The organism is Flavobacterium sp. LC2016-13, assembly GCF_009707955.1.
Classification (GTDB): Bacteria; Bacteroidota; Bacteroidia; order Flavobacteriales; family Flavobacteriaceae; genus Flavobacterium.
This window is the reverse complement of record NZ_WMDQ01000013.1, coordinates 19,306-36,630: the sequence shown is the minus strand read 5'-3', so window position 1 is coordinate 36,630 and position 17,325 is coordinate 19,306. Positions and strand designations below refer to the sequence as shown.

Genomic DNA, 17,325 nt, shown 5'->3' with positions numbered 1-17,325 from the left:
GACAAACACCGCTTAAAGCCTAAAGCTTAAAGCCTAAAGCAACAAAAAAACAATGTTAAAAAACGACCTATTTTTAAAAGCATTAAAAGGAGAAACTGTTCAACGTCCGCCAGTATGGATGATGCGTCAAGCCGGAAGATATTTACCGGAATTTATCGCTTTGCGTGATAAATACGATTTTTTTACTCGTTGTCAGACTCCAGAATTAGCCGCAGAAATTACAGTTCAGCCAATTCGCAGAATTGCTCCGGATGCAGCTATTTTATTCTCTGATATTTTAGTTGTTCCGCAAGCAATGGGAATCGAAGTTTTAATGAAAGAGAATTTTGGTCCGTTTTTGCCAAACCCAATTCGTTCACTTGCAGATGTTCACAGGGTTTACGTTCCGGACATTCAGGAAAGTTTAGGCTATGTAATGGACGCCATTAAATTGACTAAAGAAATGCTGAACGACGAAGTACCATTAATTGGTTTCGCCGGTTCGCCTTGGACAATTTTCTGTTACGCTGTTGAAGGAAAAGGTTCTAAAAGTTTTGATACTGCAAAAGGTTTCTGTTTTTCAAACCCTGCTGCAGCACATACATTATTGCAAAAAATTACAGATACAACCATTTTATATTTAAAGGAAAAAGTAAAAGCTGGAGTTGATGCTGTTCAGATTTTTGATTCTTGGGGAGGAATGCTTTCTCCTGTTGATTATCAGGAATTCTCATGGAAATACATTAACCAGATCGTTGAGGCTTTGGCAGATCACGCGCCGGTTATCGTTTTCGGAAAAGGATGTTGGTTTGCTCTTGGCGAAATGGGTAAAAGTAGAGCTTCGGCACTTGGTGTAGACTGGACTTGTTCAGCTAGAAATGCTCGTTATTTATCTGGTGGAAACATTACTTTGCAAGGGAATTTTGATCCATCAAGATTGCTTTCTCCAATTCCAACCATCAAGAAAATGGTTCACGAAATGATCGACGAGTTTGGAAAAGATAAATATATCGTAAATTTAGGTCACGGAATTTTACCAAATATCCCTGTAGATCACGCAAAAGCGTTTATTGACGCGGTTAAGGAATACGGGAATTAGTACATAGTATTCAGTTGCAGTTTTCAGCGTTTTGCATTCCTGCAAGGTTTTCAAAACCTTATAGGTATAAATAGCAACTACATAATAATAAAGAACACCTACAAGGTTTTGAAAACCTTGCAGGAGATGCACAGGAAAAAATGAAGTTGGAAGTTCTGGAAAAAGATCGTTATTATCATGTCTATAATCGTGGCATTAATGGAATAAATATTTTTGAAAATGAGGCTAACAAACTTTATTTTTTAAAACAATTAGCTAAATATTCTGGAGATAAAATATCGATTTTAGCTTATTGTTTGATGAATAATCATTTTCATTTAGTGATTCGATTAAATTTTGAAGAAAAAGAAGTGACTCAGGCTTTTTCAAATTTATTCAATTCTTATGCTAAAGCTTTTAATAAGCAAACCAAAAGAACAGGAAGTTTATTCGAAAAGCATTTTAAAAGAATAAAGTTAAAAGACGAAAATTACCTTAAACAACTGATTATTTACGTTCATTTGAATCCTAAACATCATTTTGATTTAGATTTTAAAGTTTTTAAATTTTCATCATATCAAGCTTTCTTATCTGATAAGGAAACAAAAATAGAGCGGGATGAAGTTTTAAGCTTATTTGGTGATTTAGAAAATTTCATTTTTTGCCATAATCAAAAGAATAATCTTTTAAATGAAACTTATACTTTTGAATGATTTAGGTCTGTCCTGCAAGGTTTCCAAAACCTTGTAGGTCTATTTAGACGATTTTTATATATCATATGTCCAATTAATACCTACAAGGTTTTGAAAACCTTGCAGGAAACGTACAAACATGTTAAACAAAGGTTTAAGAGACGATGAAGCGATCAGAATTGACAATGTTCTCAAAACGTTGCGCGCTCTTGACTTTGTTCCTAAAATGTTAACTACCGACGAGAAGTTCGATATTGAAAATCAACTAAAAGAATTTGGTTTAAATATCCAGACTTTAGTCGATTTTGAAAATGAAGATTTAATCACATTATTGACTCGTTGCCATTTAGACTTCAATCAATTAGAGCAATTTGCTGATTTTTTAATTGATTTTTCAAAAGTCGAAAATTATAATTTTGAAGATAAGGCTTTGGCTATTTACCAATATATCCAATATGAAAGCAAGGTTTTTTCCTTTGGAATAAATGCTAAAATTGCTTCCCTAAAAAACAAATAAAGATGAGTTTTACAGATTGGAAAACAGAAACAATTAACGATATTCTTCCAGAAGAATTTTACAACCTCATCCTAAAGAATACGGCACATATTGAAAAGACATTTCCAGTTACTTTATCACATTGCCTGGATTTAGAAAAAACAAAACAATTTATCGCCTTTAATCAAGACAAGGAAAATCATAAAGAGGGATATTATTTCTATCCGAGAGATTTAAAAAGCAAGGCACTAATTGGCTATTTGTGTATAAAAAGCATTGACAACCAAAAAGCAAAATGCGAATTGGGTTATTTTATTGATGAAGATTATCAAGGAAGAGGAGTTACTTCAAAAGTGGTTTCTGAAACTTTAGATTTTTGTTTCAATACTTTAAAAATGAACAAAGTTTTTATTTGTACTTCAAAAATCAATAAAGCAAGTCAGCAGATTGCCTTGAAACATCATTTTAAACAAGAAGGAATATTACGTGAGGAATTTAAAAGCAGTGACGGAACATTAGAAGATGTCGTTTATTTTGGATTGCTTAAATCAGAATATATTACACATGAAAGATAAATCTTTTGACTATATTTAAGATTAACAATAAGCATAAAGCCATGACGAAGGAGACTGCCATAAAATTATTTGAACAAAAGCAAATACGTTCAATTTGGAGTGATGAGGAAGAAAAATGGTTCTTTTCTGTTGTAGATGTTATTGGAGTTTTGACAAATAGTCAAAATCCTCAAGTTTATTGGAGGGTTTTAAAGAAAAGATTACTTTCAGAAGGAAACCAAACCGTTACAAATTGTAACGGTTTGAAAATGGAAGCAGCTGATGGTAAAATGAGGTTAACCGATGTTGCTGATACAGAACAGTTATTCCGATTAATTCAGTCAATACCATCTAAAAAAGCAGAACCTTTTAAATTGTGGTTGGCACAAGTAGGTAGAGAGCGTATTGACGAAATTGAAGATCCTGAACTTGGTTTTGACAGACTGATGGAAACATATCTGAAAAAAGGATATTCTAAAGAATGGGTAAATCAACGTTTAAAAAGTATTGAAGTAAGAAAAGAACTTACTGACGAATGGGAAAAACGAGGTGTGAAAAAGGGACAAGAATACGCTATTCTTACCGATGAAATCACTAAAGCCTGGAGCGGATTTTCTGTAAAAGAATATAAACATCATAAAAGTTTAAAAAAAGAGAATTTACGTGATAACATGAGTAATCTTGAATTAGTCTTAAACATGTTAGCTGAAGCCACTACAAGAGAAATTAGTAAAGAAAAGAAACCTGAAAATTTTATCGAAAATAAAAAAATTGCCAATCAAGGAGGCACGATTGCAGGCAATACACGTAAAGAAATTGAAGAAAAAACAGGTAAAAAAGTGGTCAACAAATTAAATGCCATGGATTATCTGGAAAATAAAAAAGAATTAGAATAACAATGAAAGATAAATTTTACGCATACATACAAAAATTACAAGACCAAATTTGCGCCGGATTAGAAGCTGTTGACGGAACTACGAAATTCCGTGAAGATCTTTGGAAACGCCCGGAAGGCGGCGGTGGAAGAACGCGCGTTATTGAAAACGGAAATGTTTTCGAAAAAGGCGGCGTAAACATTTCAGCCGTTCACGGAAAATTACCCGAAGCGATGCAAAAGATGTTTGGTGTTGGCGAAGCTGATTTTTTTGCTTGTGGCTTGAGTTTAGTATTGCATCCAAAAAATCCGATGGCTCCAACAGTTCATGCTAATTGGCGCTATTTTGAAATGTATGATGAATCCGGAAAAGTGATTGAACAATGGTTTGGCGGTGGACAGGATTTAACGCCTTATTATCTGTTTGAAGAAGATGCAACATTGTTTCATCAAGTCTGTAAAACGGCTTGTGACAAGCACAATGCAGAATTTTATCCAAAATATAAAAAACAATGTGATGCTTATTTCTGGAATGCACACAGAAATGAAGCCCGCGGAATTGGTGGTTTGTTCTTTGATTATTGCAAAGCAAACGAGCAAATGTCTATGGATGACTGGTACAATTTTGTAACTGAAGTTGGAAATAGTTTCTTAGACGCTTATGTTCCGATTGTGGAAAAAAGAAAAGATTTAGAATATACTCCTGAAAACAGAACGTGGCAGGAAATTCGTCGTGGCCGTTATGTCGAGTTCAATTTGGTTCATGATAAAGGAACTTTATTTGGATTGAAAACCAACGGGAGAATTGAAAGTATTTTGATGAGTCTTCCTCCGCATGTGCAATGGGTTTACGATCATCATCCGGAAGCCGGAAGTAGTGAGGAGAAATTAATAAATGTATTAGAAAATCCCCGTGAATGGATCTAAAACTGATTTATATAGTGTTTTTTGGAAGTGCTTTTGGGTGTTATGCTCAAAATGATTCACTTCAAAATTCCTATTTTAAATCATATAATGATAAAGTCACCGCTACTATTTATTATTTAGACACTTCCAATAACTTTCAGATTGGTTTTGATACGGATGGAGAAAAGAACTTTGTTGATCTTGAACCAAACCGAAGAGAACAACTTGGTTTGAGTTTAAGTTACAAATTTGTTGATATAAGTTTCGGCTTTGCACCTAAGTTCTTTAGTGAAAACAAAGACAACTCAGATTCTAAATTGTTTAGTTTCAATACTCGCTTTTATTATAAAAAATGGATGCAGTCTTTTACTTTTATCAATCAAAAAGGGTTTTACATTAGCGATGAGGACGTGAATGTATTTTTGCCTAAAATGCGAACAACAAAAATTGGCGGAACAACTTCATACATATTCAACGATAAGTTTTCGTATAAAACACTGGTAAACCAAAACGAATGGCAAACCAAAAGCTCAGGAAGTTTTATTCCTGCCTTTTCGTTTTATTATACAAATTTGAATTTGAATAATGAGCCTGATTCATCAAATGGAGATATTTATGTTTTTTCATTAGCTCCATCTTATTTTTATAATTTTGTTATCAATGATCGAATTTTAATAGGATCAGGAATCGCTTTTGGCGCAGGAATTAATGATGTCGACGGAGATGTTTCTGCTTTGTATGAATTAGACTTAAATTTAAAACTTGCCTTTAATACTGATCGCTTTTTTGCTTTCGCGAGTTTAAATAATATCAATTTTATTCAAAATGAAGCAGCAGAAGCCCGATTAAGTGATAATATTTCAACAGTAAAAATTTCTGTCGGATATCGATTTGATCCTCCAAATAAGGTAAAAGAAGTTTATGAGAAGGTAAATCAAAAAACAGGTTTTTAACTATTTAAATCATTCTACAATCTAAAATAAAACATTATGGGAAACAGAACTATAAATACGGCGCAACTAGACCGTATGCATTCCGGTAAAGGATTTATTGCTGCATTAGATCAAAGTGGCGGAAGTACACCAAAAGCATTAGCACAATATGGTGTGCTGGAAAGCAGCTTCACGAACGAAGAAGAAATGTACACACTTGTGCATGAAATGAGAACCCGCATTATTAAAAGTCCTGCTTTTGATAGTAAATATATTCTGGGTGCAATTTTGTTTGAAAATACAATGGACCGCAAAATTGATGGTGAATGGACTGCTGATTATTTGTGGGATAAAAAACATATTGTTCCTTTCCTGAAAGTTGACAAAGGACTTGCTGACCTTGCAAATGGAGTTCAATTGATGAAACCTATTTCTAATTTAGACCAATTATTAGATCGCGCGGTTGAACGAAATGTTTTTGGAACTAAAATGCGTTCCGTTATTAAAGAAGCAAATGCAACTGGAATTCAGGAAGTAGTCGCACAGCAATTTGAAGTCGGTAAACAAATATTTGCAAAAGGACTTATTCCAATTATTGAACCTGAGGTTGATATCTACAGCGCTGATAAAGAAAAATCAGAAGAAATTCTAAAAGAAGAAATTCAGAAACAACTTGGACTATTGGATAAAGATGTAAAAGTAATGCTGAAACTTTCGATTCCAACTCTAAATGACTTTTATAAAGAACTAATGTCTGATCCACATGTGGTGCGTGTTGTGGCATTATCTGGCGGATATGGTCAGGAAGAAGCCAATGAAAAGCTTTCGCAAAACCACGGATTAATTGCAAGTTTCTCACGCGCATTGTCTGAAGGTCTTGCTGTTACTCAGTCTGATGATGTTTTTGACACGAAAATAGCTAAAACAATTGAAGATATTTACAAAGCTTCAATTACATAAATAAGTCGAAAGTTTAAAGTCGTAAAGTCAAAAGTATTACAATCAATTAATAGAAAATTAAAAAATAAGATTATAGAAAAATCTAAAATCTCTCCCGAGACTTCGGGACTAAAATCTAAAATTTAAAATATTATGTTCCCATTACAAAGAAACCGCCGTTTAAGAACCAATGAATCTATTCGATCTTTAGTTCGTGAAACAAGTTTAAGTCCACAAGATTTCATGCTTCCTATGTTTGTGGCTGAAGGAAAAGATGTAAAAGTTGCCATTCCATCAATGCCAGGAATTTATCGTCATTCATTAGACAATACCATTAAAGAAGTAAAAGAAGCTTGGGATTTAGGAATTAAAGCGGTGAATATTTATGTAAAAGTGAGCGACAGTCTTAAAGACAATAAAGGAGTTGAAGCCTGGAACAAAGATGGATTGATGCAACAAACGATTCGTGCGATCAAAGATGCTGTTCCGGAAATGATTGTGATGCCTGACGTGGCTTTAGATCCGTATTCGATTTATGGTCATGACGGAATTATAGAAAACGGACAATTGATTAATGATGCAACTGTTGATGCTTTAACCCGAATGAGTTTAAGCCATGCCGAAGCTGGTGCAGATTTCGTAGCGCCAAGCGACATGATGGATGGACGCGTTTTGGCGATAAGAAAAGCATTAGAAGAAAACGGGCATCATAATGTTGGAATCATGAGTTACAGTGCCAAATATGCGTCTGCATTTTACGGACCTTTTCGTGACGCTTTAGATTCTGCTCCGGTAGATTCTCAAAATATCCCGAAAGATAAAAAAACCTATCAAATGGATTATGCTAATCGAATTGAAGGAATTCGTGAAGCTTTATTAGATGTTGAAGAAGGTGCAGATATCGTAATGGTAAAACCGGGAATTGCGTATTTAGACATTGTTCGTGAGGTAAAAAACGCCGTTCATGTTCCAGTTGCTGTTTACCAAGTATCTGGTGAGTACGCTATGGTAAAGGCCGCAGCCGAAAGAGGATGGCTGGATCATGACAAAATTATGATAGAGCAACTTTATTGCATTAAGCGTGCGGGAGCCAGTATTATCTCGACTTACTTCGCAAAAGAAGCAGCCGTAATTTTAAATAGATAAGATGAAAAAAGTATTATTCTTATCTGCCGTTTTAGCATTTACATCTTGTAAAAAAGAAACAACCGAGAATATTCAGCCTACTACAGAAACCTATTCTGAAGGAGAATCGGCGGAAGCCAAAACCCCGGAAGCTTTAGGAAAAGATATTTTTGAAGGAAGAGGAAATTGCGTTTCCTGTCATCAGGTAGATCAAAAGGTAATTGGCCCAAGTATTCAGGAAATCGCCAAAACGTATAAAGACAAAAAGGGCGATATTGTTACTTTCTTAGAAGGAAATGCAGAGCCAATTGTAGATCCTAGTCAGTTTCCGGTAATGAAAACCAATATTCCTATTACACAGGCAATGTCTGATGAAGAGCTGAAAGGTCTTGAAGCTTACATCTACAGTAACTTGAAGTAAATTATTATAACTATAAATAAATCAAAGTTTTATAAAACAAAAATGGCGCTAAATTAGCGCCATTTTTTTATCGATTTTATTACCAGATTTTTACTCTTTTGTCTGGTTCAACATACATAAGATCTCCTTTTTTGATTCCGAATGCCTGATAAAAAGCTTCAACATTCTGAATTGGAACATAAGCTCTGTACATTCCCGGAGAATGCGGATCAGTTTTTACCTGATTTTTAATTGCCTCATCTCTCGTTTTAGTTCTCCAAACCGTAGCCCATGAAATAAAGAAACGTTGTTCAGGTGTAAAACCATCTATCAATCCCGGATTTCCGTTTTTCTTTAAATACAATTGCAAACCATCATAAGCAGCATTTATTCCGCCAAGATCTCCAATATTTTCACCTAAAGTAAATTTACCATCAACGTGAATTCCAGGTAAAGGTTCTAAAGCACTGTATTGATCTGCAAGAGCAGTTCCTAATGCAGTAAATTGTTTCAAATCTTCTGCAGTCCACCAATCAACAAGATTTCCATCTGCATTATAACGTGCACCTGAATCATCAAAACCGTGTGAAATTTCATGTCCAATTACAGCGCCGATTCCACCATAATTAACCGCTTCATCAGCCTGATAATTGTAAAATGGCGGTTGCAGGATAGCTGCCGGGAAAACAATCTCATTATAAGATGGATTGTAATAAGCGTTTACGGTTTGTGGCGACATTCCCCACTCTGTTTTATCAACCGGTTTATTCAGTTTTTCTAAACCTTTATTAAAATTCCATTTGGCTAAGTTTTTTGAATTTTCAAAATAACTTCCGCCTTCCGCAATACTTTTAATTTGTAACGCTGAATAATCTTTCCATTTATCAGGATATCCAACTTTTATGGTGATTTTATCTAACTTTTCAATTGCCTTAGCTTTTGTAGCTGCAGACATCCATGTCAAGTTATTGATACGATTTTGATATGCTAAAATTACATTATGAATCATATCTACTGCTTTGCTTTTTGCTTCTGCAGGAAATACTTTTTCAACATATAATTTACCAAGCGCTTCTCCAACAAAACGATTAACAATTTGCAATGCTTTTTCTTCACGTGGAAGTTGCTTAATTGCACCTCTTAATGTTTTACTGTAAAAGTCAAAATTCGCTGTTTCTAAATCAGTTGATAATTTTGTAGAAGCTGAATTCAATAAATCCCATTTCAGGTATTCTTTCCACTGCCCTACTTTGTTTTCAGTAAAAACAGTTTGCAAAGCTTTCATGTAACGAGGTTCTGTTACAACAACAGAATCTAATTTAGCTAAACCAATTGCAGTAAAGTAAGCATCCCATTTAATGGCCGGAGTTAATTTTTGAAGATCTGCTATCGACATTGGGTTGTATTGCAAACGGCTGTCTCTGCTTTCTACACGATCTAATCTTGGTGATGACAATGATGTTTCAAAAGCTAGTATTTCTGCTGCGCTTTGTTTTGCTTTTTCTGGTGATTCGCCAATAAACTGCATCATTTTTGAAACATGCAGTTCGTATTTGGCACGTTTTTCTTTAGAGTCTTTATCTTCAGATGTATAATAATCTTTGTCAGACAATCCTAATCCGCTCACGCCTAAGCTCACAGAATTCTTCGAACTGTTTTTTTCGTCTGCCCCAATATAAATACTAAAAAATCCAGAACCTCCTTCACGTTCCATTTCTGCTAAATACTTTTGAAGATCAGATACATTTTTTATGGCATCAATCTTTTTCAGATAAGGCTTCAATGGTTCGATTCCTCTTTTGTTTCTTCCAACAGAATCTAAAACGGTATTAAACAAATTTACAGCTTTGCCTTGATCCGTATTCGATTGATACTTTGGATTTTTTGAAGCTTCCTTCAAAATTGCCATTGCATCTTTGTCTGTTTTTTTAATCAATTCATTAAAACTTCCCCACGTTGTACGATCGCTTGGGATTTCAGTTTTGTCTAACCAGGTTCCGTTTACATATCGGAAAAAATCCTGGCCCGGGCTAATTTTAGTATTCATGTATGAAACATTAATCCCCGGTTCTTTTGAAGTTACATCTTGTGCGTTTGCTGCAGTTAATGAAAACAATGCAGAAAAAATACAAAACATAGGTTTACTAAGCTGTTTTTTCATTTTACTATATACTTTGAGTGTAAATACAAACTTATTGTTATTATCCTAAACTTTATGTTAAAATTATGCAATAATAAAACACAATCTCTTATCACAAATTCTAATACGAATCAGCAAAAGAATTCATGAATAAATGACTTGGTTTTATGTTCTAATTGAAATAGTTTTTGGAATATTTGTCGAAAGAATTAAATCAAAATGAGAGCGAAAATTCAAACTGCATTATCAGGAAAAGTGGAAGCCATTGGATTACCGATTTTGGCTGTGTGCTGGGTAAGTTTTTTTTGGGGAACAACATGGCTGGCTTCAAAAGAAGGTGTCCGACATATGCCGGGTCTTCAATTGGCAACCATTCGCCAGTTTTTAGGCGGAATTCTTTATGTCGGTTATTTTTTAATCAAGAAAGAACCCTGGCCAAAAGGCAAACAATGGCGAACGATTCTGATTCTGGCTGTTTTAAATTTTGTTTTGAGTAATGGCTTAAGTACTTGGGGCGTGAAATATATCAGCAGCGGATTGGGTGCTATTATCAGTGCCATTTTTCCGATCTGGATTATAATGATCAACTTTTTTAATGGTGAACGAATTGCAAAATTAGCCATAACAGGAATTTTAATTTGTTTTGGAGGGATTTGCATCATCTTCATGGATCATTTAGGCGATTTTTTTAAACCTGATTTTCAGATTGGAATCATTTTAACTATCGCTTCAACTATTACCTGGGCTTTTGGAATTTTACATACTAAGAAAAAGGCGGCAAGTTTTAATCCTTATTTTAGTTTAGGATTGCAGATGTTTATTTCAAGTTTTATTCTTTTTGGAATTACAGAAGCTGCAGGAGTTAATATTCCACTAAATCAAATTCCTTCAGAATCATGGTTTGCAATTGGTTATCTGGTCGTTATTGGTTCTGTGTTGACTTTTATTGCTTTTATATATTCATTGCAACATCTTCCAACAGAAATTAGCAGCATTTATGTTTACATTAATCCTATTGTTGCTATGATTTTAGGCGCTATGATTTTTGGTGAAACGTTAACACAAGCAATCCTCATTGGAGTTCTGGTTACTTTAGCAGGATTATATTTGGTCAATAAATCAATTCGAAAAACCAGAGTTTAAAGTACTATACGAAATGGCACGCTGATGACACGGATTCGCTTTCGCGAAGACGCGGATTAGAACGGATTTTTTATTTTCTAAAGTTTACTAAGATTGGCGATCTACTTTGTGGGTCTTCGACTTCGCTCAGACTGACATTAGGAAATCTTAAAAAAACTTTGCGCCTCCGCGCCTTTGCGAGATTAAAAGTAACCGAAATAAAAAAATCCGTTCTAATCCGCGTGCCATTTCGCAATCCTATCGTAAGAAAGGTCTTTACATTCCAGGTCTTCTGTTAAAAACAACACGCAATTCGTTATTTAAAAACAGCTTTTTGTATTTTTGCACCAAATTATTTTTATGAAATCGTTTCTTTACAAGTACCGTAAATTCTTTATTGTTTTAATTGTGTTTTCGGTTGTCACTATATCTTTATTTTATTCGGCTTTGAAGCCACAAAAAACATTGCCAATTTACAATCCAGCTGATGTAAATCCTGAATTGGTCGACAGTACTGTTCAATACAAAAGTAAATACCACACCATTGCTGATTTTTCATTTGTAAATCAAAACGGTGACACCATTACCCAGAAAAATTACGAAGGCAAGATCTATGTTGCTGATTTCTTCTTTACGACTTGCGGATCTATCTGTCCGAAAATGTCAACAAATTTATCCGAAGTTCAAAAAGCAGTCCTTAACAATCCTAAAGTAATGTTGCTTTCTCATACCGTGTTTCCGGAAGTAGACAGCGTTTCGGTTTTAAAAGCTTACGCTGTAAAATATGGCGTGGTCGACAGCAAGTGGAATTTGGTTACGGGTGACAAAAAAGAGATTTATAAAATGGCCAGAAAATCGTATTTGGCCGTAAAGCAAGGTCGCCCAGATCAATTGTACGATATGGTTCATACAGAGAATTTTGTTTTAGTCGATCAAAAACGCCGTGTTCGCGGATTTTATGACGGAACGAACAAAGAAGAAATAAAGCGTCTTTTAGAAGATATAGATTTCTTGTCTAAAGAGTAAAGTCCCTTATTTTTAGAAAGATTTAGCATATTCAAAAGTGTTAAATGCCTTGCAATAAAGAATTATTGCCTACTTTTGTAATCTAAATTCAATCTAAATAAGCTTGCAAAATACAATTCACACTCTGAAAAAAGGCGAGAAAGCCATTATCAAAGATTTTGATATCGATCTTATTCCTCTAAAATTATTAGAAATGGGTTGTTTACCGGGCAACTTAGTCGAATTACTTCAAATTGCTCCTTTTGGAGATCCTTTATATTTGGACATTAACGGCTCGCATGTTGCGATTCGTATTGAAACTGCTCGTGAAATTGAAGTTGAACTTATCAAAACCAATTTGTAATGAGCATTCAAAATATTAATGTTGCCCTTATCGGGAATCCGAATACCGGAAAAACTTCTGTTTTCAATCAACTTACGGGTTTGAATCAACAAGTTGGAAATTATCCCGGAATTACGGTTGAGAAAAAAATCGGGTTCTGTAAATTACCGCACAATATAAAAGCTAATATTCTCGATTTGCCGGGAACGTATAGTTTGAATGCAAGTTCGATGGATGAAAGTGTGGTGATTGAACTTTTACTGAACAAAAACGATAAATTATATCCGGATGTAGCGGTAGTTGTTACAGATGTTGAAAATCTGAAACGAAATTTACTGATTTACACTCAAATTAAAGATCTTGAAATTCCGACGATTTTAGTCATCAATATGTCTGATCGAATGGAAAGAAAAGGAATTACTTTAGATATTCCGTATTTAGAAAATAAACTAAAAACTAAAATTGCTTTAGTAAGTTCTCGTAAAGGTTTAGGAATTGATCAGTTAAAAGAGTTAATTGTTTCTTATAAAACCATTCCGCACGAAGCTTGTTTAAATGCTTCAGTTATTGATGATGAATATTTCAAAAAATTACAACATGCATTTCCAAACCAATTATTGTATAAATTATGGCTGGTAATAACACAAGATGTAAATTTTTCGAATTTAGATCGTAACGAAATCCGAAGCACTTTTACCAAATCGCATTCAGAATTAAAACGTTTACAGCAAAAAGAAACTATTAAAAGATATCAGTTTATAAATGATGTTTTGAAAGAAGGTTTGCAAGTGGATGCTACAATGGCAAAAGATATCAGAGCCAAACTTGATCGTGTTTTAACGCACAAGTTTTGGGGTTATGTTATTTTCCTTGCCATATTATTTATTATTTTCCAATCTATTTTTAGTTGGTCAACGATTCCGATGGATTTCATTGACAGCACTTTTGCTTCATTAAGCAGCTGGGTTTCTCAGGAATTGCCAAGCGGTATTTTAACAGATTTGCTTTCGCAGGGAATTATACCGGGAATTGGTGGGGTTATTATTTTTATTCCTCAAATTGCCTTTTTGTTTTTGTTTATTTCTATTCTTGAGGAAAGTGGTTATATGAGCCGCGTGGTTTTCCTGATGGATAAAATAATGCGAAAGTTTGGGCTTTCCGGAAAAAGTGTTGTGCCTTTAATTTCAGGAACTGCCTGCGCAATTCCGGCAATTATGGCAACGCGAAATATCGAAAACTGGAAAGAACGCCTTATTACGATCTTGGTAACGCCTTTCACAACTTGTTCTGCAAGATTACCTGTTTATACTATTATTATTTCATTGGTTATACCAAATGAGCGTTTGTTTGGTGTTTTGAATATGCAGGGATTAGCATTGATGTTGTTATACTTGTTGGGTTTTGGAACTGCGATTCTGTCTGCTTACATATTAAACAAGATATTGAAATTCAACTCGAAAACGTATTTTGTGGTTGAAATGCCAAGTTATAAATTACCGCTTTTTAAGAACGTTGCGATTAATGTTGTCGAAAAAACGAAAGCGTTTGTTGTTGGTGCAGGTAAAATCATTCTTGCAATAGCGGTTATTTTATGGTTTTTGGCTTCATACGGACCTGGAAAAGATTTTAACGAGGCGGAAACCATTGTGAAGGAAAAATTTGTCGATACTCCTTTAAATGAAATACAATTTGAAAACGAGGTAGCTTCTCAAAAATTAGAGAATTCATATATCGGGATTATGGGTAAAGCTATTGAGCCTGCAATTTCTCCGCTTGGCTATGACTGGAAAATAGGTATTGCAATTATTAGCTCATTTGCTGCACGTGAAGTTTTTGTTGGAACACTTGCCACAATATACAGTGTGGGAAGCAGTGATAACGAAGTGACAATAAAAAGCAAAATGCAGGAAGAAATAAATCCTGAAACTGGCAAAAAGATATTCAATTTTGCTTCTGGGATATCATTATTACTCTTTTACGCTTTTGCCATGCAATGTGCCAGTACATTAGCGATTACCAAAAAAGAAACGAATTCATGGAAATGGCCTGCGATGCAACTTTTCTTAATGAGCGGTCTGGCTTATTTCGTAGCGCTTTTAGCTTATCAACTTTTAAAATAAACGGCCATGATACAAGAAATTATCGCCTTTGGAATATTACTTATTGCTATTGTTTTCTTAATCAAAAAATTCTTTTGGAAATCTAAGAAGAAGAAAGATTGTGGTGATGGAAATTGTGGATGTTCTTAGTCAGAGGTTCAAAGTTGCAAAGTGACTAAGGTTCTGAGGTTTTTTATCTACCGCAAAAGTCCACAATGTTATATCCATATTGTCAGAATCTGTCATTTCGAAGCTTCAGGAGAAGTCCGCAAAAATGTTCATTAAAGATTACAAAGCATTAAACCTAACTGTCTATTATAATGAAGTTTAGAAATGTCTTTGTCTTATTTTAATATAAAAAAAACGTATAGTTCCGTTTGTAAAATTCTTTCACTATTAAATTTGATAAACTTAATTTGTTAAATATGAAAGAGTTAGAAAACACAGAAATAACCAGGGACAATCTTGTTTCAAGATTATTATGGTTTGCTTTAGGATTTTTATTTGCAACTATTTTAGCTTATCTCTTCTTAAAACATAAACTCTAAAGCAGCGTAAAAAGTTCTGGTATCTGACGGAATAATTCCTACTTCGGATAACCTGTTACTTTACGTGTTGAGCCCGCATCCTAATTGGCTACATCGGTAAATTACGATATTACGGAAGTAAGCTGCAGACTCGACATGACGTTTTTGTATCGTGCACTTATTATACACCATTATGGGTTTTTATTAAAACTGCGACTGAAAACTGAAAAACTTACTTCACTCCTTCCCACTCTGCATAGAACTGAGCAAGAAATGTTTCCATAAAGCGGTGTCTTTCGGCAGCAATTTCTTTTCCGGTTTCGGTATTCATTTTGTCTTTTAAGAGTAAAAGCTTTTCGTAAAAATGATTAATTGTTGGTGCGTTGTTGTTTTTGTATTCTTCTTTGCTCATGTTGGTTATTGGAGCAATTTCAGGATCGTATAAAGTTCTGTTTTTAAATCCGCCATAATTGAATGCTCTTGCAACTCCAATTGCACCAATTGCATCTAAACGATCTGCATCCTGAACGATATCTAATTCTATTGATGTAAACTTCTTTTCGAAATTTCCACCTTTATAGGATATGTTTTCTATGATATTTACCACATGTTGAATAATCGCTTCTGAAACGTTTTGAGATTCCAAAAACAAACGTGCTGTTTTTGGTCCAATAGTTTCATCTCCATTATGAAATTTACTATCGGCAATATCGTGAAGCAAAGCTCCTAATTGAACTACAACTAAATCACAATCTGTTCCTTTGGCAATTAAAAGTGCATTTTTATAAACACGTTCAATATGAAACCAATCGTGTCCGCCTTCGGCATCATTTAGTTTTTCTTTTACGAAAGCAATTGTTTTGTTTATTAGATCAGAGTTATTCATGATGATGATATGTAATTTGAAAATTTTATTGTTTTTGGTTTCTCGCAGATTGAGCAGATTTATAGAAATGTTTTTAAATTTTTAAATAAAAAATGCTGATTGTCAAAGCTTAAACTCCAACAATCAACATTTTTAATATCAATATCAATTGCAAAAATCTATCCCGAGTTCTCGGGACTTAAATCTGCAATCTCAAATTTAAAGTCTCGCCGGTTCAACCCATTTAAAGATATGCGATTCTTGTGGAATCACGATTCTTTCTGAGATTTTGGCCATACGTGCCGGTAATTTCATTAAATAATCACGTGCTTTTTCTGCTTCATCAGTAAGGTTTGAAATTTTATCAATTTCCCATTTATCCATTAACTTTTGCATGATATCTACATAATCGTTTGCAGTATAAACTCCAATACGTTGTGCAGAGTCTGAAAACTGCTCAAAAGCTGAACTTATCTTTTGACCTGATTCTCTTAAGAAATGTGCCGGCATAACGATTTTTTGTTTCATCATATATTGAAACGCCAACATCATTTCACTTGGATCTACAGCGAAAATACGGGTGACAAATTCGCTGTATGCATGGTGATGACGCATTTCGTCACCAGCAATCATTTTACACATTTTAGACAATTTATTATCCCCAAACTTTTTAGCGATTTGCGCTACTCTGTTGTGCGATACATAAGTTGCTAATTCCTGAAAACTAGTGTATACAAAGTTTTTGTATGGGTCAGTTCCAGTTCCAATATCAAAACCGTCGTTGATTAAATGTTGTGTCGTCATTTCGATTTCACGCATATTTACACGTCCGGACAAATACAAGTACTTATTTAGCAAGTCACCATGGCGATTTTCTTCTCCAGTCCATTGTCTGATCCATTTCGACCATCCATTTCCACCATTTTCAACCTGGTCTACTCCTTCTACATCCATTAACCATGATTCGTAAGTTGGTAAAGCTTCCTCAGTGATCGTATCACCAACAAGCGTTACCCAGAAATCGTATGGTAATTCTTTAGCAATTTCACGTAGTTCTCTAACCTCCTCAAAGAAATTATCTCCTTCAGAATTAGGCAGAAAATCTGACGGCTGCCAAATTTTTTCTACTGGAATTAAATACTGTTCTACAAAGCTATCCACGTTTTTTTCCAAAAACTGCATCACTTCTAATCTAATGTTTTTTATAGACATTACTTATTTTAGATTTGGGATTTAAGTTTTAGTTTTT

The 17,325-nt window shown here is 34.3% G+C and carries 18 protein-coding genes; 15 read left to right on the top strand and 3 right to left on the bottom strand.

Annotated features, from left to right (window positions below):
- The first annotated feature begins 52 nt into the window (after positions 1–52).
- From hemE to GKZ86_RS21030, 10 genes are all read left to right on the top strand, one after another.
- Positions 53–1,078, top strand: a complete 1,026-nt coding sequence (gene hemE, locus GKZ86_RS21075) for a uroporphyrinogen decarboxylase (RefSeq protein ID WP_035687261.1) — start codon at positions 53–55, stop codon at positions 1,076–1,078.
- A 140-nt stretch (positions 1,079–1,218) separates the two neighbouring features.
- Entirely contained in the window at positions 1,219–1,770 is a 552-nt protein-coding gene (locus GKZ86_RS21070; RefSeq protein ID WP_154785034.1) for a transposase, read from the top strand.
- A 118-nt stretch (positions 1,771–1,888) separates the two neighbouring features.
- A complete protein-coding gene (locus GKZ86_RS21065; protein ID WP_154785033.1) occupies positions 1,889–2,266 on the top strand; it encodes a hypothetical protein in 378 nt (125 codons plus the stop codon).
- Positions 2,267–2,268: 2 nt separating this feature from the next.
- On the top strand, positions 2,269–2,820 hold the full coding sequence (locus tag GKZ86_RS21060) for a GNAT family N-acetyltransferase (protein ID WP_154785032.1): 552 nt from the start codon (positions 2,269–2,271) through the stop codon (positions 2,818–2,820).
- 41 nt (positions 2,821–2,861) lie between these two features.
- A complete protein-coding gene (locus tag GKZ86_RS21055; RefSeq protein ID WP_154785031.1) occupies positions 2,862–3,695 on the top strand; it encodes a Bro-N domain-containing protein in 834 nt (277 codons plus the stop codon).
- Between the two features lie 2 nt (positions 3,696–3,697).
- Complete coding sequence (hemF, locus tag GKZ86_RS21050) at positions 3,698–4,600, top strand: oxygen-dependent coproporphyrinogen oxidase (protein ID WP_154785030.1); 903 nt, start codon at positions 3,698–3,700, stop codon at positions 4,598–4,600.
- Positions 4,591–5,532 carry a DUF4421 family protein gene (locus GKZ86_RS21045; RefSeq protein ID WP_154785029.1) on the top strand — a complete coding sequence of 314 codons (942 nt, stop codon included), beginning with the start codon at positions 4,591–4,593 and terminating at the stop codon, positions 5,530–5,532. Before hemF ends, GKZ86_RS21045 begins: the two co-directional genes overlap by 10 nt.
- Positions 5,533–5,583: 51 nt before the next feature.
- Entirely contained in the window at positions 5,584–6,471 is an 888-nt protein-coding gene (locus GKZ86_RS21040; protein ID WP_194632522.1) for a fructose bisphosphate aldolase, read from the top strand.
- Between the two features lie 132 nt (positions 6,472–6,603).
- Positions 6,604–7,596, top strand: a complete 993-nt coding sequence (hemB, locus tag GKZ86_RS21035) for a porphobilinogen synthase (protein ID WP_154785027.1) — start codon at positions 6,604–6,606, stop codon at positions 7,594–7,596.
- A gap of 1 nt (position 7,597) precedes the next feature.
- Positions 7,598–7,996, top strand: a complete 399-nt coding sequence (locus GKZ86_RS21030; protein ID WP_154785026.1) for a c-type cytochrome — start codon at positions 7,598–7,600, stop codon at positions 7,994–7,996.
- A gap of 79 nt (positions 7,997–8,075) precedes the next feature.
- Here the strand turns inward: GKZ86_RS21030 and GKZ86_RS21025 are convergent, their stop codons facing one another.
- Complete coding sequence (locus GKZ86_RS21025) at positions 8,076–10,136, bottom strand: M13 family metallopeptidase (protein ID WP_154785025.1); 2,061 nt, start codon at positions 10,134–10,136, stop codon at positions 8,076–8,078.
- Between the two features lie 198 nt (positions 10,137–10,334).
- On the opposite strand from GKZ86_RS21025, the gene GKZ86_RS21020 reads away from it, so the two are divergent.
- From GKZ86_RS21020 to GKZ86_RS21000, 5 genes are all read left to right on the top strand, one after another.
- Positions 10,335–11,258, top strand: coding sequence for a DMT family transporter (locus tag GKZ86_RS21020; protein WP_154785024.1), 924 nt, complete (start codon positions 10,335–10,337; stop codon positions 11,256–11,258).
- Between the two features lie 339 nt (positions 11,259–11,597).
- A complete protein-coding gene (locus tag GKZ86_RS21015) occupies positions 11,598–12,263 on the top strand; it encodes an SCO family protein (RefSeq protein ID WP_154785023.1) in 666 nt (221 codons plus the stop codon).
- A gap of 103 nt (positions 12,264–12,366) precedes the next feature.
- A complete protein-coding gene (locus GKZ86_RS21010; RefSeq protein ID WP_056196581.1) occupies positions 12,367–12,606 on the top strand; it encodes a FeoA family protein in 240 nt (79 codons plus the stop codon).
- On the top strand, positions 12,606–14,705 hold the full coding sequence (feoB, locus tag GKZ86_RS21005; RefSeq protein WP_154785022.1) for a ferrous iron transport protein B: 2,100 nt from the start codon (positions 12,606–12,608) through the stop codon (positions 14,703–14,705). The genes GKZ86_RS21010 and feoB overlap by 1 nt, the downstream gene beginning before the upstream one ends.
- 6 nt (positions 14,706–14,711) lie before the next feature.
- Complete coding sequence (locus GKZ86_RS21000; RefSeq protein WP_154785021.1) at positions 14,712–14,834, top strand: FeoB-associated Cys-rich membrane protein; 123 nt, start codon at positions 14,712–14,714, stop codon at positions 14,832–14,834.
- A gap of 609 nt (positions 14,835–15,443) precedes the next feature.
- Here GKZ86_RS21000 and GKZ86_RS20995 read toward each other — a convergent pair.
- On the bottom strand, positions 15,444–16,097 hold the full coding sequence (locus tag GKZ86_RS20995; RefSeq protein WP_154785020.1) for an HD domain-containing protein: 654 nt from the start codon (positions 16,095–16,097) through the stop codon (positions 15,444–15,446).
- Between the two features lie 198 nt (positions 16,098–16,295).
- The gene (locus GKZ86_RS20990) at positions 16,296–17,288 is read right to left on the bottom strand and encodes an acyl-ACP desaturase (protein ID WP_154785019.1); all 993 of its coding nucleotides are present in this window, start codon (positions 17,286–17,288) and stop codon (positions 16,296–16,298) included.
- Between the last annotated feature and the right edge of the window lie 37 nt (positions 17,289–17,325).

Coding starts and splice junctions, on each gene's coding strand:
- feoB (WP_154785022.1), top strand. CDS start 12,606: ATGAGCATTCAAAATATTAATGTTGCCCTTATCGGGAATCCGAATACC.
- GKZ86_RS21065 (WP_154785033.1), top strand. CDS start 1,889: ATGTTAAACAAAGGTTTAAGAGACGATGAAGCGATCAGAATTGACAAT.
- hemB (WP_154785027.1), top strand. CDS start 6,604: ATGTTCCCATTACAAAGAAACCGCCGTTTAAGAACCAATGAATCTATT.
- GKZ86_RS21020 (WP_154785024.1), top strand. CDS start 10,335: ATGAGAGCGAAAATTCAAACTGCATTATCAGGAAAAGTGGAAGCCATT.
- GKZ86_RS21000 (WP_154785021.1), top strand. CDS start 14,712: ATGATACAAGAAATTATCGCCTTTGGAATATTACTTATTGCTATTGTT.
- hemE (WP_035687261.1), top strand. CDS start 53: ATGTTAAAAAACGACCTATTTTTAAAAGCATTAAAAGGAGAAACTGTT.
- GKZ86_RS20995 (WP_154785020.1), bottom strand. CDS start 16,097: ATGAATAACTCTGATCTAATAAACAAAACAATTGCTTTCGTAAAAGAA.
- GKZ86_RS21055 (WP_154785031.1), top strand. CDS start 2,862: ATGACGAAGGAGACTGCCATAAAATTATTTGAACAAAAGCAAATACGT.
- GKZ86_RS21025 (WP_154785025.1), bottom strand. CDS start 10,136: ATGAAAAAACAGCTTAGTAAACCTATGTTTTGTATTTTTTCTGCATTG.
- GKZ86_RS20990 (WP_154785019.1), bottom strand. CDS start 17,288: ATGTCTATAAAAAACATTAGATTAGAAGTGATGCAGTTTTTGGAAAAA.
- GKZ86_RS21030 (WP_154785026.1), top strand. CDS start 7,598: ATGAAAAAAGTATTATTCTTATCTGCCGTTTTAGCATTTACATCTTGT.
- GKZ86_RS21015 (WP_154785023.1), top strand. CDS start 11,598: ATGAAATCGTTTCTTTACAAGTACCGTAAATTCTTTATTGTTTTAATT.
- hemF (WP_154785030.1), top strand. CDS start 3,698: ATGAAAGATAAATTTTACGCATACATACAAAAATTACAAGACCAAATT.
- GKZ86_RS21045 (WP_154785029.1), top strand. CDS start 4,591: ATGGATCTAAAACTGATTTATATAGTGTTTTTTGGAAGTGCTTTTGGG.
- GKZ86_RS21070 (WP_154785034.1), top strand. CDS start 1,219: ATGAAGTTGGAAGTTCTGGAAAAAGATCGTTATTATCATGTCTATAAT.
- GKZ86_RS21060 (WP_154785032.1), top strand. CDS start 2,269: ATGAGTTTTACAGATTGGAAAACAGAAACAATTAACGATATTCTTCCA.